We start from the raw sequence: 13,419 nt of genomic DNA, 5'->3' as shown, positions 1-13,419 counted from the left end.
TGGGCAAATCCGGAGATTTGCCATAATACCTGAATTACTTGAGGTCTGCTTTCGCGCCTGCTTCTTCCAGTTTTTTCTTAGCGGCTTCAGCATCAGCTTTAGAAACGCCTTCTTTAACTGCTTTAGGTGCGCCATCAACCAGGTCTTTAGCTTCTTTCAAGCCCAAGCCAGTGATTTCGCGAACTGCTTTAATAACGCCAACTTTGTTTGCGCCAACTTCAGCCAGAATTACGTTGAATTCTGTTTGCTCTTCAACTGCTGCTGCTGGACCGGCTGCTGCTGGGCCTGCAACTGCTGCTGCGGATACACCAAATTTTTCTTCGAAAGCTTTTACCAGGTCGTTCAGGTCCATTACGGACATCGCGCCTACGGCTTCCAGGATATCGTCTTTGCTAAGTGCCATTTGAAACTCCAATTAATTAATTACATTGATACGGTATTTGACGAAAACAATCTTATTCTGCGACAGCTTCAGCAGCTTCAGCTACTGGTGCTGCAGGAGAACCGGATTCTTTCTGTGCTGCGACGGCTGCCAGAGCACGTGCGAAAGCAGATACAGGAGCCTGCATCATACCAACCACTTGCGCCAACAATACTTCACGGCTAGGAATGCTTGCCAATGCGACAACGCCAGCTTTATCCAGCGATTTGCCTGCATAGTTACCAGCTTTAACAACCAGTTTGTCATTGCTTTTTGCAAAGTCTTGAACGACTTTAGCAGCAGCAACAGCATCTTCCGAGATTGCATAAATCAACGGACCAGTCATTTCAGAAGCGAGACTTGCAAATGCAGTTCCCTCAACAGCGCGACGTGCCAATGTGTTTTTCAACACACGCATGTATACGCCTTGAGCGCGTGCGCTAGCACGCAATTGCGTCAAATGACCGACCTGGATGCCACGATATTCGGCCACGACGATAGTCTGTGCAGTTGCTACTTTTGCAGAGACTTCAGCGACGACGGCTTTTTTGTCATTCAGATTGAGACTCACGGTCAACCTCCATTAATGATATTCAGTCCATACACCGGAATGATGTACTTCCCTCATATCGTTTCGAACACGGCGTCCGAAGTTAGGAGTTTCACTGGGGGACCAGTAATCACTACAAAACTTGTTCGGGTACACCATCTGCGTTGGGATCTGTCGATTGCTGTTCAGATATTAACCTCATGCTTGAAAAACTACTCTCGCACACTCGGCCCAACGGTCTTTGACACTCTGGATGTTTGTTCAAAACATCCAGCCCAAAGATGCGCCCCACATCAAAGGATGCAGGGACTTAATTCTTAGCCTGCCAGATTAGCGTGATCTACACGTACACCTGCACCCATAGTGGATGAGATGGATACTTTACGCAGATACACACCTTTGCTGGATGCTGGCTTTGCTTTGTTCAAAGCATCGATCAGTGCAACCAGGTTGGACTTCAGGTCACCATCAGCAAACGACTTACGGCCGATTGTTGTGTGGATAATACCTGCTTTGTCTGTACGGTATTGAACTTGACCAGCTTTTGCATTTTTAACTGCATTAGCTACGTCAGGAGTTACTGTGCCGACTTTAGGATTAGGCATCAAACCGCGTGGACCCAGGATCTGACCCAGAGTACCAACGATACGCATAGTGTCTGGAGAAGCGATAACGACGTCAAATGGCATATCGCCAGCTTTAACGCGTTCAGCCAAATCTTCCATACCAACGATATCAGCACCGGCAGCTTTCGCTTCTTCCGCTTTTGCACCTTGTGCAAATACGGCTACGCGTACTGTCTTGCCTGTACCAGCTGGCAATACCACCGCGCCACGAACAACCTGGTCAGATTTCTTAGGATCAACGCCCAGTTGTACGGATACGTCGATGGATTCGTTGAATTTTGCTGTTGCGCATTCTTTGATCAAGGCGATAGCATTGTCAAATGGATACACTTTCAAACGGTCAACTTTCGTTGCCAGCAATTTTGCTTTTTTAGATAACTTAGCCATTACAGACCCTCCACCGTGATGCCCATGGAACGAGCAGAACCAGCGATAGTACGCACTGCTGCGTCCATATCGGCTGCTGTCAAATCAGCGCGTTTAACTGTCGCGATTTCTTCAGCTTGCTGGCGAGTAATTTTGCCAACTTTGTCTGTATGTGGTTTTGCAGAACCTTTAGTGATACCAGCTGCTTTTTTGATCATGTAAGTTGCCGGAGGAGTCTTCATCACGAAAGTGAAAGACTTGTCAGCAAATGCGGTGATCACAACAGGAATAGGCATGCCTGGTTCCATACCTTGGGTCTGTGCGTTGAACGCTTTGCAGAATTCCATGATATTCAGACCACGTTGACCCAGAGCTGGACCGATAGGTGGGGATGGGTTTGCTTTACCAGCTGGCACTTGCAGCTTGATAAAACCAATGATTTTCTTTGCCATGTTTGGCTCCTTCAAAAAATGAGTAGTAGCGCCTGCCGGTATCTTTTCACACCAGCAGGCTCCTCCGCCTGCTGAGAATTACCTGCATTAAGCAAGCAACGCTCTGATCAGTTTCAACAAATTGCTTTGTTACGTACTGGTCAAACGTGAATCCTGTTAAACCTTTTCGACCTGGGAGAATTCCAGCTCTACTGGTGTAGCACGGCCAAAAATAGTGACTGTCACGCGCACTTTGGATTTTTCATAATTGACTTCTTCAACATTGCCGTTAAAGTCAGTGAAAGGACCATCCTTGATGCGGACTACTTCGCCTACTTCGTACAAGACTTTTGGCCTTGGCTTTTCAACGCCTTCTTGCATCTGCTGCAAGATCTTGTCGACTTCGTGTTGTGGTATCGGAGAAGGCTTGTTTGATTTACCACCGATAAAACCGGTTACCTTGCTGGTATTTTTTACCAGATGCCAGGTATCGTCAGTCATTTCCATTTCTACGAATACATAGCTGGGGAACAAACGACGCTCAGTGACGACTTTCTTGCCATTCTTTGGCTCTATCACTTCTTCAGTCGGAACCAGAATCTGACCGAATTTATCTTGCATCTCTGCGCGTTCTATACGCTCCACCAATGCACGTTGCACGCTCTTTTCCATACCGGAATAAGCATGCACGGCGTACCATCTTTTAGCACTTTTAGGTACAGACACCGTTGGCGCTGTACCTTCTTCGTTTTCCTGAATGTTCTCGCTCATTATTTTTTCCATCCGAGGATTACGTCATACAACACAAATCCGATCAACTGATCGGTGCCCCACAGGAAAATCGCCATCACCAGAACAAAACCGAATACGACGGCAGTGATCTGACCCGCTTCTTTGCGGGTTGGCCATACAACTTTCTTAGTTTCGCGCACAGCTTCTTTTGCAAAGCTGACAAAGTCGCGACCCACTTCAGAAGTTGCAACAAATCCAACAGCAACCAACAAACCAACTACCAAAGCGATGGCACGTATCCACGTTGCCTGTCCAGCGAGAATATAAAAAGCAGCAACACCGGCAATTGCAGCCACTACCGCCAGAATGACTTTGTACTTGTCATTGGATGTACTAACTGTTTGAACGGGATGATTAGACATACTTTATTTACTTTCGGTGGCCTGTGGCCTTGATGGTGGCAGGGGCGGAGGGAATCGAACCCGCGACCTTCGGTTTTGGAGACCGACGCTCTGCCAATTGAGCTACACCCCTACATCTTGACATTAATGCATGCATTACCTGCACAGGTCAGGTAATGCATGCATTTTACTACTTATTTATTACTCGATGATTTTAGCAACAACGCCAGCACCGACTGTACGACCACCTTCACGGATAGCGAAGCGCAAGCCTTCTTCCATCGCGATCGGGTTGATCAGTTTTACAGTGATAGAAACGTTATCACCTGGCATGACCATTTCTTTGTCTTTCGGCAACTCGATCGAACCAGTTACGTCCGTTGTACGGAAGTAGAACTGTGGACGGTAGTTGTTGAAGAATGGTGTATGACGGCCACCTTCATCTTTGGACAGAACATAGATCTCGCCTGTGAAGTGGGCGTGAGGCTTGATTGAGCCTGGTTTTGCCAACACTTGACCACGTTGGATATCTTCACGTTTTGTACCACGCAGCAATACGCCGACGTTGTCACCTGCTTGACCCTGGTCGAGCAGTTTGCGGAACATTTCAACACCAGTACATGTTGTTTTGACTGTGTCTTTGATACCGACGATTTCGATCTCTTCGCCAACTTTGACGATACCGCGTTCGATACGGCCAGTAACAACTGTACCGCGACCGGAGATGGAGAATACGTCTTCTACTGGCAACAGGAAAGCGCCGTCAACAGCACGTTCTGGTGTTGGGATGTAGGAATCCAGAGCATCAGCCAGTTTCATGATGGCTTCTTCGCCCAGAGGACCTTTGTCGCCTTCGAGGGCCAGTTTGGCGGAACCTTGAATGATCGGCAGGTCGTCGCCCGGGAATTCGTATTTGGAGAGCAATTCACGCACTTCCATTTCAACCAGTTCCAGCAACTCAGCGTCATCCACCATGTCGCATTTGTTCAGGAATACGATGATGTATGGAACGCCAACCTGGCGGGCCAACAGGATGTGTTCGCGAGTTTGTGGCATTGGGCCGTCTGCTGCGGAGCAAACCAGGATGGCGCCGTCCATTTGTGCCGCGCCAGTGATCATGTTTTTAACATAGTCAGCATGGCCTGGGCAGTCAACGTGGGCATAGTGACGACCGGCTGTTTCGTACTCAACGTGGGCTGTATTGATTGTAATACCGCGCGCTTTTTCTTCTGGTGCTGCGTCGATCTGGTCGTATGCTTTAGCTTCGCCGCCGAATTTTTTCGACAGAACTGTTGCAATCGCTGCTGTCAGTGTGGTTTTACCGTGATCAACGTGGCCAATTGTACCGACGTTGACGTGCGGCTTGGTGCGCTCGAACTTACCTTTTGCCATTTTGGACTCCTAACGATTTTGATGAGAATGCTCAGGCACGCGCCCGACAAATCAGACTTGAAAACACCAGACTAACCTTGGTGCCCTTGACGTGGATTGAACACGTGGCCTCTCCCTTACCAAGGGAGTGCTCTACCACTGAGCTACAAGGGCAGCTTGCTGCGCAAAACCCCGCGCAAGTAAAACTGGAGCGGGTGAAGGGAATCGAACCCTCGTCATAAGCTTGGAAGGCTTCAGCTCTACCATTGAGCTACACCCGCAAAGGCCACCACTTCAGCCGCTAATTTCTAAATTCAATTCTTTACCTGTGGTGGAGAGGGCTGGATTCGAACCAGCGTACTCGTAAGAGAACAGATTTACAGTCTGTCGCCTTTAACCACTCGGCCACCTCTCCGCAGGGAACCCCGAATTATGGAGATACTCGACCCAACTGTCAACACCCTTTTGAGAATTTCTTACTCAAACAAAAGCGCGATTTATCGAAAAATTCTCTAAATATTTGATTTTATTGATTATTTATAAAATCATATGTATTAAAAAGATACGAGGAAAATCCGCAGCAGATGAGACAGATTGATTTCTTCACCATGCCTTTGTTGCAACTTGCCTACAATCACCATTGCTGGCAAGCTCAAGGTATGATGTTGACATCCTATCAAACACCTTAGCCATGGCCCGCACCCTCGCATCCGATTATCAATTGCAGCGCGACGATATCCTGGAAAAGGCGGCGACTGCCTTTGCCAACTATAGCTATCCCGGTACGTCCATGAGTGTGCTGGCACAGACCTGCGGCACCTCCAAAGCCAGGCTGTACCATTACTATCCCAGCAAAGAAGCCATATTGTTTGATTTGCTGAACCGTTATACACAGGTGCTGATACGCCTGGCTGAGAGTCATCATGATTTGCCAACGCTGATCGCGGCCTTCCTGGCGGAATATGAGCATTCCCAAACCCGCCATATTGCCTTGCTCAATGATGTGAAATTCCTGGAAGAGCCACAGCGCAAGCTGATACTCGATGCGCAAAGAAAAATCGTCGACTTGTTTGCTGGCGCGATACAGCGCAGCTTTCCAGACCGCACCACGGCGCAAAACCGCAGCGCCATCACCATGCTCTTGTTTGGCATGATCAACTGGACATTCACCTGGTTGAAACCGCATCAGGATGCCGACAAAATATCGTATGCTGACTTTGCCGTGCTGGTCACGCAGATTTTCATGCAAGGCATGCTGGGTGTGCCTGTTACCTCAGGAGAGAAGTAAGCTGGCACCAAATTTCCTGATAATTCCGGTTAATTCCAGCTAGTTACGGGCATGGGCAATTTGATAAAACTCCATACCTTCAAACGCCCCCAGTTCCAATGAAAGCTCGCTGATGCGAGTGGCCAGTTTGCGACTCAACCCCACCGCCACAAAACGCCATTCAGCACGCCCGTCCCTGCAACTGATGTTCAGGGTGCCGGTGGCAATTTCATAGCCACGTGCAAAGGCCATTTTGCGCAAGGCATCTTCTCTGGGTATGAAACCCTGGCGAAATTGCATGGTAATCGCCACCGCTGGCCTCGAAGGCAACCAGGCCTCAATTTTTGATACCCAAATCATGCAGGCGGCCGATAAAAATGCCAGCAAAATTGCTGCTGCATAAAAGCCGACACCGACCATGACACCTATGGCTGACGAAGCCCATAAAGACGCAGCGGTTGTCAAGCCGCTGATAGTGAAACCTTCACGCATGATCACACCAGCGCCAAGAAAACCGATACCGGTGACTATGCCCTGTATGGTACGCGAAGGATCAAGATTGACAGGATACTGGGCGCGTGCACCGAACCAGAAATCCGGATAGCCAGCTATCACTACCAGGGCCGCAGATGCCATACAGACCAGGCCATAAGTACGCATGCCGGCAGCGCGGCCATGATAAGAACGTTCATATCCAACCACAAAACCCAGCAACATGGCCCCAGCCAGATTCAGGAAGATAATTGCATTCGCATGCAATTCAGACTGCGACCAAAAACTCATGAAATAGCTTGAGAAGGATTGTGTCATCGCGTCGCCCCAAATTGACTAAATTATATCTACGCAGTGTAGCAAGCAGACGAGCGCTGAACCAGTAAAACATAGTCAAATGCATCATCAAATTCCAGTATCGAACCAGCATCAAACACATACAAGCTCACTTGACAGGCGGTATGGGTTATAATTTCGCCTCTCTTTCATTGGGGAGTAGCCCGCTCCGGTTAAGTCCGGGGGAAACGCATCAACATACTTGGCCAGCCGGTCATGGTGCGTTTGGTTCAGTCAGCAGCAAGTAGTAAGTGCGCTGATTGTATTGGGCAAGACCTTTGATAGTTATGTTTCCGCTGACCAGGGATGGGGCGGGATATAGCTGTCATCGGACAAATCGCCCCATCCCGCCTATTCTCATGGAAGCTTTCCTCGTCTCTGCCCTTGCTGTCACCGTTGGTGAAATTGGTGACAAAACTCAATTGCTTGCGTTGTTGCTGGCTGCCCGCTACAAGAAGCCTGGCCCTATCATACTTGGCATTCTCGTCGCGACACTGGCCAACCATACTCTGGCTGGCTTGCTGGGACAACTGGTGGCAGCGCATGTTGATAGCAGCGTAATGCGTTATCTGCTGGGCCTGTCTTTTTTGGCAATTGCTGCCTGGACGCTGAAACCGGATGAGATGGATGATGGTGGCATCAGTGAAAGCCGTTATGGCGTTTTCATGCTGACATGCGCGACCTTCTTCCTGGCAGAAATTGGCGACAAAACCCAGCTGGCGACAGTAGCACTGGCAGCCAAATATTCTGACCTGACGATGGTGATCGCCGGCACCACACTGGGCATGCTGATTGCCGATGTGCCAGCAGTCTTCCTGGGCAAGATAGCTGCACCGAATTTTCCTTTCAAGTATGTGCGCTGGTGTGCTGCGGCAGTTTTTGCGGTACTGGGCGTGCTAGTGTTGTTTGGTATGGAACTCAAATTTGCAACTTCAATTTAAATAAGCCGTGTTGACACGGCAGCACCATAGAATGATGATACAGACATGATCACGATTTACCACAATCCACGCTGTTCAAAATCCCGCGAAACCCTGGCACTGGTGCAGGCGCATGCGGATGAGAGCCAGTTAGACCTGCAAGTGATTGATTATCAAAAAACACCTTTGAATTTTGCTGAACTGCAAAGTCTGCTAAGGGTATTGGATACTGGTGATGTACAGGCCATGCTGCGCAATAATGAGCCTGAATATGCCAGTCTGAAACTGGCTAATGCAGATACGGCAACGACCCTGTCAGCCATCGCAACGCACCCGCACTTATTGCAAAGACCGATAGTGACTTATCAAAATAAAGCGGCAATAGGACGTCCGCCGGAACACGTCCTCACCCTGTTCAAGAAAGCCTGAGCCGCCATGTCAGAATTTAAACTTGCCGCTGGCAGCCACGTCAAATTTGGTTGTGTCTCCACCCAGTTGTATCCTATCCTGCGCCAGGGCATGGCAGCAGACATGCCACGCCAGGGCTTTCAGGAAGAAGAAAACCTGCCCGCACACGGCATTATGGTGGGCGAACTGATGGCTTATTTTGCTGCCTGCGCCGCTTTTTGCAAAGCGACCAGCAGCCTGCATCATGAACATCAGCAAGTGCTGGGTGAATTCGTGAATGCGCTGCAAAGCCAGCATGGTGAAAAACCACAGATGCCAGAACTGGAAAACATTTCCCTTGCTGCCGGTCTGCCTGTGATACTGGAAATAGAGCTGGGCGAAGATTGCGTACTCACAGCAGATACGCACTTTGTATCCGACAGCGAAGCAGAAAAAAGCTGGAAGCTGTGGCGTAGTGGTGCGCTCTTGCGTGAAGGCGGTATACCTGCCGCATGGATCAAGAAATTTTACTTTCCCCGTCTGCTCGACTATCGCGATGTCAGCAGTTCACGCAGCCCGCGCTCACTTGAGCAGACTACCGATACTGCCCTGATGGTGGGCGGCCTCATGCAATCCTGGCACAAGGATACGCCAGCCGATTTATTGCATGCATTCCGCAAGCAGTACGGACGTATCAATTTTTCCCAGCACAGTAATTTTGATGAAACTGCTCTGGAGCGTTTCTTCAACCTGAACCCCATGCTGGACCCGGCAACACGCCTGTTGAATCAAATGACGATCTGGCAAGACATCGATGCGCTGGCGAAGAAACAGCAAATCCCCTTGGCCTGAAAAAAACTGGAATAAAACATGCCGCCGTGAATATTCACTGGCGGCATTTTTTAATTGGACGGGCTGCGTTTGACGAAAAACAGCGCCGCACCTATCGCCATCAATATCCCGCCAAAGAAACGGTTCTGGCTCTTCAGCCATTTGGGATCACGGAAGTAACGCTGCATGGTCGATGCCGCAAATGCATAGCCATGCATGACAACCAGATCAATCGCACACATGGTCACACCCAGTATCAACAACTGCGGCAACAGCGGTGCATCATGCGAAATAAACTGCGGCAGTACGGCCACCATGAAGATAATACCCTTGGGATTGGTGGCATTCGTCAAAAAGCCCGTCAAAAAGCGTTTGGACATGGCTGGCACCTGAATATTAACGGTACTAGCGGCATGATCAGCACCCGCATCGCTTTCAGCCGCGACATCAATTTTGGCACGCCATTGACTGATCCCCAGATAAATCAGGTAAAGCGCGCCCACCGTCTTGACAACACTGAAAGCGAACTCTGAAGCCATCAGGATGGAACCAACACCTGCACCGGCAATAGCCAGTATCAGCAACAAGCCCGCTTGCAAACCCATGATGGTGCCACTGGTTTTTTTGACACCATAATTCAAGCCGTGCGACATGGACAGCACAGCGCCGGAGCCAGGTGAAACGGCGATGACGCAGGCCGCAAAGAAGAAAGTAAGCCATGTAGTGAAGTGCATGAGATTCGTCCCGCTGAGATGATGACAGGACATTGTAACCTGCAGGTTTCATCCTTGCAGTCCGTACAAGCACTTACTCTGGTGCTTAGCCACGCATCATGGCGGCCAGCAATTGACTCTTCAGGGTCTTGATGAGCGCTGTTTCATCTGGCGGTACACCTTCATCCGCGTTCACGGCGCGGTCGGCATAAAACAGGCCCAGTGGTTTTTTCTGTATCACCAAAGGCAGGATGATGAAGCTGCGTGCATCTGGCAGCAATTGTTTGTGCCAATCAGGCAACAGGTTTTGTATCTTGGGGACAGAAGCATCGGAGATCATCAGATCCACATTATTGCTCATCGCCAGATGGAATAAATTCTGGTCAGGTTTGCCACTAAAGGCAAAGCCTCTTTGTCTTTCCTGGTAATTTTCACCTATCGCCAGGCGCGCAACATAACGCACGGTCTGCAGGTCGCGCAGGCAAACAGTGGCAAAGCGAAAGCCCATGCTGCTATACAGGGTTTCCAGCACCAGGAGGATCAAGTCATTCAGTTTGAAGCTGTCAGATGCCAGCATTTGCGTGACATCCTGCACACCAGCCAATAAAAGATCGCGTGCATGCTTGGGCTTGCCACTAGGGTGACGTTCATCACTCTGTATTTCGCCAGCCTCATAATTTTTCAGTAAAAGATCATTCGGCACACCATTGGTAGTGTTGGCGTCGGCTTCGCCGATATGGATATCACCCATGGCAATATCCATGCTCTTGGCCAGTTGCCGGGTTTCCGTTTCTACCTTGACCAGCATCTCATCTAGTATGGCCTGATCAAAGTCCAGCGCCTTGCCATATTTGAGCAGCAGGGGCTTGGCTTTTTCACTGAGATTGGCCCCACCGGAACTCATAATGGTAGATGCCAGGGCGTCACTGAAGCTGGCAACCTGGCGCAACCATTCAGCACGAGTATTCACTTTCTTCAATTCACCGCCTGGCAAAGGCACCAGAGATTGTATGATGGTGTCAGGTATTTTCCATTCCTGCAGTGCCATTTCGCCAAAGCGTTCATAGCTGCAACCCAGCAGTGTGGAAGCAGCTTCCTGCGAAGTAGTCTGCCCGGTCTGCAACATGGCTTGTATGCGGCTATATAAGGGGTGGTCATAGGATGCCACCAGTATCTTGCCGACATTCTTGAACAAGGCAGCCACTGCGGCTTCTTCGCCATCCTGGAAGCGCCCACGCGCAGCCATTTCACGTCCTACTATACTGGCACACAGCGCCTGTACCAGTTCGCGCCTGACGCTATTGGCATGGCTTTTATCCTTGAAACAGTCGACCAGCAGCATCGCCATGGCACTGGTCTTGATGCTGTTAAACCCCAGTAAAAATATCGCCCTGGAGATGGTAGTGACAGGTGCGCCTGAACTGGTGCGGTAATGGATGGTATTCGATAACCTGAGTATTTTTTGTGTCAGGGCGACATCGGCAAGCACAAAATGTGCGAGCTTGGCAACCGGGTCTTCACTCGATGAGGTAATTTCAACGACTTTGGTAATCGACACACCCAAAGTTGGTAAATTACTCTCTTCATTGATTTGCTTGAGCAACAGATCACGCGCCGTCACCGGTGCGTGTTCGCCTAAATGAACAGAAGGTTGAATGGCCATGGTCTCCGCAACTACCTATTTTCTTAACAAAACCATTCTGAAGTCTGGTTGTTTAATCTTTTGTATCTAATTTTTTATATTTAATCTTTACTTGGCAACACGGGCAGCATTGATGCCGTATTTTTTCTGCAATTCGTCATACAGGCCACGTATCGCTTTCAGGCGCGGATTCATGGGATCAAGGCGACGTGCCGACTCGATCAGGCTGCGCGCCAGCTCACCAGTGGCATGGTCCCAACCCATGTTTTCCAGACATTTCAAGGCTGCCAGCGCGGCATTCAAGATCACTTGCGGATTATCTGGCGACTTGCGTGCAGCCGCTGCCATCAATTCTACCGAACCGCGGAAATCGCCTTGTTTGGCTTTTTGCACACCCAGGGCAACCAAGTCCATGACTTCTTTCTGGCTGCGTTGCGCCAGTTCCTTGGCAAGATGTCCCTTGCCTGCGCTCTCAAACACGCCCATGGCCTTGCTCATGACTTGCTGGTTACTGGCGTTTTTCATAACGTCGAGAATAATCTCGGAAGCGTTGTCTTCCTGATCATTTTCAAGACAGCTTTTTGCCAGCCCCAACTTGGCTTCTGTAGACAGGCCTATGTCTTCACGCGAAGCGGCGACTGCATTGTCAAGCTCTTCACCCAACCTCGCATCACCCGTCTTGGCATGTACCATGGCTGCAGAAATCGCCCTGACGGCAGCAGTTTTTTTCATGCCCACCATGTTTTTTTCAAGATCGCGGATGACAGATTTGGCTTGTTCCGTATCCCCCTTCTTGACCAGGGCATCAACCAGATTCATATGGTCTTCAGGATCGCGGAATTCAGAAAACTTGGCTTTGCTGACCACTTTTTTCAAGACATTTTCAGCTGTTTCTATGTCCCCGGTTTCCAGAGCGATCTGGCCCAGCTTGCGCAAACGCCTGACGGCATGAGGTGAAACGCTGACAGCCACATCCAGTACTTCCTTCGCCTCAGGCAATTCTCCGACCATTTCGTGGGTCTTGGCCAGCCAGTCGTAAGCATCCATATATTTATTATTTTCGGACACCAGATTTTTTAAAATATCTTCTGCTTCCTGGTATTTACCCTGCATGAACAGAGTCTTGGCCAGGCCCAGTCGCGCCCAGGCCACGGCCTTTAATTCAAATAAATATTTATATAATTCTTCCGCCTCAGCCGCTTCCCCCTGTATCACATGCAATTCAGCACGCAGGCGCATGAAGTCTATCGCGTATTTGGGATGATCGCGTTCACCATGATGGCAAGCCATGATGGCTTCCGGGATCAGGCCCTGTTCCATCAGGCCATGGACATCGACAAAGGCCTTGCGTTTTTCCAGCGCACGGATAACGCGCTCCAGCAGCATATCGGCAGTGAATGGTTTGAGCAGATAATCCGAGGGCGCAAGTTCAGCCGCACTGACTACCTTGGCATAAGAGCGCTCAGCCGTCACCATGATAAAGATGGTCGATAAAGGTGCCAGCTTGTGATGGCGCATGTCTTCCAGCAGTTGCTGGCCGTCCTGACCAACACCCAGGTCATATTCGCACAAGATCAGGTCAAATACCTTGGCTTGTATAGTGCGCACAGCCGTCCCGGCAGAAAGCCCGTGTTCTATCTTGGTAATGCCGCACAAATTGAGCATGTTGTGCAAACTGACCCGCATACCTGCATGCGGTTCAACGAGCAATGCCCTGATGTCGCTGAGTTCGCTCATTTCAACCTTTAGCGTAATTTATTGTTGATCTCGCTGCAGTGCGTGCCTGGCCGTCTTCCTGACCAACCTGATTAAGGCTTTATGCTTACTTTGTGCTTACTTTATGCATAAGCAGGCAATTTCATTATATTAAAGTGACGGCGCAATAATATGGAAACTTTACCCCCATATGACAACAATGTTGCAAGGCTTTAAC

The 13,419-nt window shown here is 49.6% G+C and carries 15 protein-coding genes, 4 tRNA genes and 1 riboswitch; of the genes, 4 read left to right on the top strand and 15 right to left on the bottom strand.

Annotation, left to right across the window (positions count from 1 at the left end):
• Nucleotides 1-34 precede the first annotated feature (34 nt).
• The 11 genes from rplL to AC3WQT_RS16190 all read right to left on the bottom strand — a co-directional run bounded on the left by rplL (nt 35) and on the right by AC3WQT_RS16190 (nt 5,313).
• A complete protein-coding gene (rplL, locus tag AC3WQT_RS16240) occupies nt 35-403 on the bottom strand; it encodes a 50S ribosomal protein L7/L12 (RefSeq protein ID WP_423050760.1) in 369 nt (122 codons plus the stop codon).
• 52 nt (nt 404-455) lie between these two features.
• A complete protein-coding gene (gene rplJ, locus AC3WQT_RS16235; RefSeq protein ID WP_162039459.1) occupies nt 456-992 on the bottom strand; it encodes a 50S ribosomal protein L10 in 537 nt (178 codons plus the stop codon).
• Nucleotides 993-1,288: 296 nt separating this feature from the next.
• Nucleotides 1,289-1,984, bottom strand: a complete 696-nt coding sequence (rplA, locus tag AC3WQT_RS16230) for a 50S ribosomal protein L1 (RefSeq protein ID WP_110258377.1) — start codon at nt 1,982-1,984, stop codon at nt 1,289-1,291.
• Nucleotides 1,984-2,415, bottom strand: a complete 432-nt coding sequence (rplK, locus tag AC3WQT_RS16225; protein ID WP_186956792.1) for a 50S ribosomal protein L11 — start codon at nt 2,413-2,415, stop codon at nt 1,984-1,986. The genes rplA and rplK overlap by 1 nt, the downstream gene beginning before the upstream one ends.
• Before the next feature lie 156 nt (nt 2,416-2,571).
• The gene (nusG, locus tag AC3WQT_RS16220; RefSeq protein ID WP_492705146.1) at nt 2,572-3,165 is read right to left on the bottom strand and encodes a transcription termination/antitermination protein NusG; all 594 of its coding nucleotides are present in this window, start codon (nt 3,163-3,165) and stop codon (nt 2,572-2,574) included.
• Nucleotides 3,165-3,548 (bottom strand): preprotein translocase subunit SecE, encoded by a 384-nt coding sequence (gene secE, locus AC3WQT_RS16215; RefSeq protein WP_492705144.1) that lies wholly within the window; start codon nt 3,546-3,548, stop codon nt 3,165-3,167. Before secE ends, nusG begins: the two co-directional genes overlap by 1 nt.
• Before the next feature lie 36 nt (nt 3,549-3,584).
• Nucleotides 3,585-3,660, bottom strand: a tRNA-Trp gene (locus AC3WQT_RS16210).
• A 68-nt stretch (nt 3,661-3,728) separates the two neighbouring features.
• Nucleotides 3,729-4,919 carry an elongation factor Tu gene (gene tuf, locus AC3WQT_RS16205; protein WP_423018072.1) on the bottom strand — a complete coding sequence of 397 codons (1,191 nt, stop codon included), beginning with the start codon at nt 4,917-4,919 and terminating at the stop codon, nt 3,729-3,731.
• 78 nt (nt 4,920-4,997) lie between these two features.
• A tRNA-Thr gene (locus AC3WQT_RS16200) sits at nt 4,998-5,072 on the bottom strand.
• Between the two features lie 33 nt (nt 5,073-5,105).
• Nucleotides 5,106-5,179: transfer RNA gene (locus AC3WQT_RS16195), tRNA-Gly, on the bottom strand.
• A 48-nt stretch (nt 5,180-5,227) separates the two neighbouring features.
• Nucleotides 5,228-5,313, bottom strand: a tRNA-Tyr gene (locus AC3WQT_RS16190).
• Between the two features lie 276 nt (nt 5,314-5,589).
• Here AC3WQT_RS16190 and AC3WQT_RS16185 point away from each other — a divergent pair.
• The gene (locus AC3WQT_RS16185; protein ID WP_492705143.1) at nt 5,590-6,186 is read left to right on the top strand and encodes a TetR/AcrR family transcriptional regulator; all 597 of its coding nucleotides are present in this window, start codon (nt 5,590-5,592) and stop codon (nt 6,184-6,186) included.
• A 39-nt stretch (nt 6,187-6,225) separates the two neighbouring features.
• Here the strand turns inward: AC3WQT_RS16185 and AC3WQT_RS16180 are convergent, their stop codons facing one another.
• The gene (locus tag AC3WQT_RS16180; protein ID WP_492705141.1) at nt 6,226-6,975 is read right to left on the bottom strand and encodes an MgtC/SapB family protein; all 750 of its coding nucleotides are present in this window, start codon (nt 6,973-6,975) and stop codon (nt 6,226-6,228) included.
• Nucleotides 6,976-7,135: 160 nt separating this feature from the next.
• Nucleotides 7,136-7,301, top strand: a riboswitch (yybP-ykoY riboswitch).
• A 51-nt stretch (nt 7,302-7,352) separates the two neighbouring features.
• Between AC3WQT_RS16180 and AC3WQT_RS16175 the strand changes: the two genes are divergently transcribed.
• Genes AC3WQT_RS16175 through AC3WQT_RS16165 form a run of 3 tightly spaced genes read left to right on the top strand, consistent with a single transcriptional unit; the run spans nt 7,353 to nt 9,152 of the window.
• Nucleotides 7,353-7,934 (top strand): TMEM165/GDT1 family protein, encoded by a 582-nt coding sequence (locus AC3WQT_RS16175; RefSeq protein ID WP_492705139.1) that lies wholly within the window; start codon nt 7,353-7,355, stop codon nt 7,932-7,934.
• A gap of 45 nt (nt 7,935-7,979) precedes the next feature.
• Nucleotides 7,980-8,342 carry an arsenate reductase (glutaredoxin) gene (arsC, locus tag AC3WQT_RS16170; protein WP_492705137.1) on the top strand — a complete coding sequence of 121 codons (363 nt, stop codon included), beginning with the start codon at nt 7,980-7,982 and terminating at the stop codon, nt 8,340-8,342.
• Nucleotides 8,343-8,348: 6 nt separating this feature from the next.
• A complete protein-coding gene (locus AC3WQT_RS16165; protein WP_492705136.1) occupies nt 8,349-9,152 on the top strand; it encodes a hypothetical protein in 804 nt (267 codons plus the stop codon).
• Between the two features lie 50 nt (nt 9,153-9,202).
• On the opposite strand, the gene AC3WQT_RS16160 is transcribed toward AC3WQT_RS16165, so the two are convergent.
• The 3 genes from AC3WQT_RS16160 to AC3WQT_RS16150 form a co-directional block, all read right to left on the bottom strand.
• Nucleotides 9,203-9,865: a LysE family transporter gene (locus AC3WQT_RS16160; RefSeq protein ID WP_492705135.1), complete on the bottom strand. Its 663-nt coding sequence runs from the start codon at nt 9,863-9,865 to the stop codon at nt 9,203-9,205.
• Between the two features lie 85 nt (nt 9,866-9,950).
• Nucleotides 9,951-11,507: an HDOD domain-containing protein gene (locus AC3WQT_RS16155; RefSeq protein ID WP_492705133.1), complete on the bottom strand. Its 1,557-nt coding sequence runs from the start codon at nt 11,505-11,507 to the stop codon at nt 9,951-9,953.
• An 87-nt stretch (nt 11,508-11,594) separates the two neighbouring features.
• Nucleotides 11,595-13,223, bottom strand: a complete 1,629-nt coding sequence (locus AC3WQT_RS16150) for a tetratricopeptide repeat protein (protein ID WP_492705132.1) — start codon at nt 13,221-13,223, stop codon at nt 11,595-11,597.
• Between the last annotated feature and the right edge of the window lie 196 nt (nt 13,224-13,419).

It is taken from the genome of Undibacterium sp. FW305-107 (genome assembly GCF_058788535.1).
This window is presented reverse-complemented; position numbering and strand designations above follow the sequence as displayed.

Coding starts and splice junctions, on each gene's coding strand:
- rplA (WP_110258377.1), bottom strand. CDS start 1,984: ATGGCTAAGTTATCTAAAAAAGCAAAATTGCTGGCAACGAAAGTTGAC.
- AC3WQT_RS16185 (WP_492705143.1), top strand. CDS start 5,590: ATGGCCCGCACCCTCGCATCCGATTATCAATTGCAGCGCGACGATATC.
- tuf (WP_423018072.1), bottom strand. CDS start 4,919: ATGGCAAAAGGTAAGTTCGAGCGCACCAAGCCGCACGTCAACGTCGGT.
- nusG (WP_492705146.1), bottom strand. CDS start 3,165: ATGAGCGAGAACATTCAGGAAAACGAAGAAGGTACAGCGCCAACGGTG.
- AC3WQT_RS16180 (WP_492705141.1), bottom strand. CDS start 6,975: ATGACACAATCCTTCTCAAGCTATTTCATGAGTTTTTGGTCGCAGTCT.
- AC3WQT_RS16150 (WP_492705132.1), bottom strand. CDS start 13,223: ATGAGCGAACTCAGCGACATCAGGGCATTGCTCGTTGAACCGCATGCA.
- AC3WQT_RS16165 (WP_492705136.1), top strand. CDS start 8,349: ATGTCAGAATTTAAACTTGCCGCTGGCAGCCACGTCAAATTTGGTTGT.
- arsC (WP_492705137.1), top strand. CDS start 7,980: ATGATCACGATTTACCACAATCCACGCTGTTCAAAATCCCGCGAAACC.
- AC3WQT_RS16155 (WP_492705133.1), bottom strand. CDS start 11,507: ATGGCCATTCAACCTTCTGTTCATTTAGGCGAACACGCACCGGTGACG.
- AC3WQT_RS16160 (WP_492705135.1), bottom strand. CDS start 9,865: ATGCACTTCACTACATGGCTTACTTTCTTCTTTGCGGCCTGCGTCATC.
- rplL (WP_423050760.1), bottom strand. CDS start 403: ATGGCACTTAGCAAAGACGATATCCTGGAAGCCGTAGGCGCGATGTCC.
- rplK (WP_186956792.1), bottom strand. CDS start 2,415: ATGGCAAAGAAAATCATTGGTTTTATCAAGCTGCAAGTGCCAGCTGGT.
- AC3WQT_RS16175 (WP_492705139.1), top strand. CDS start 7,353: ATGGAAGCTTTCCTCGTCTCTGCCCTTGCTGTCACCGTTGGTGAAATT.
- secE (WP_492705144.1), bottom strand. CDS start 3,548: ATGTCTAATCATCCCGTTCAAACAGTTAGTACATCCAATGACAAGTAC.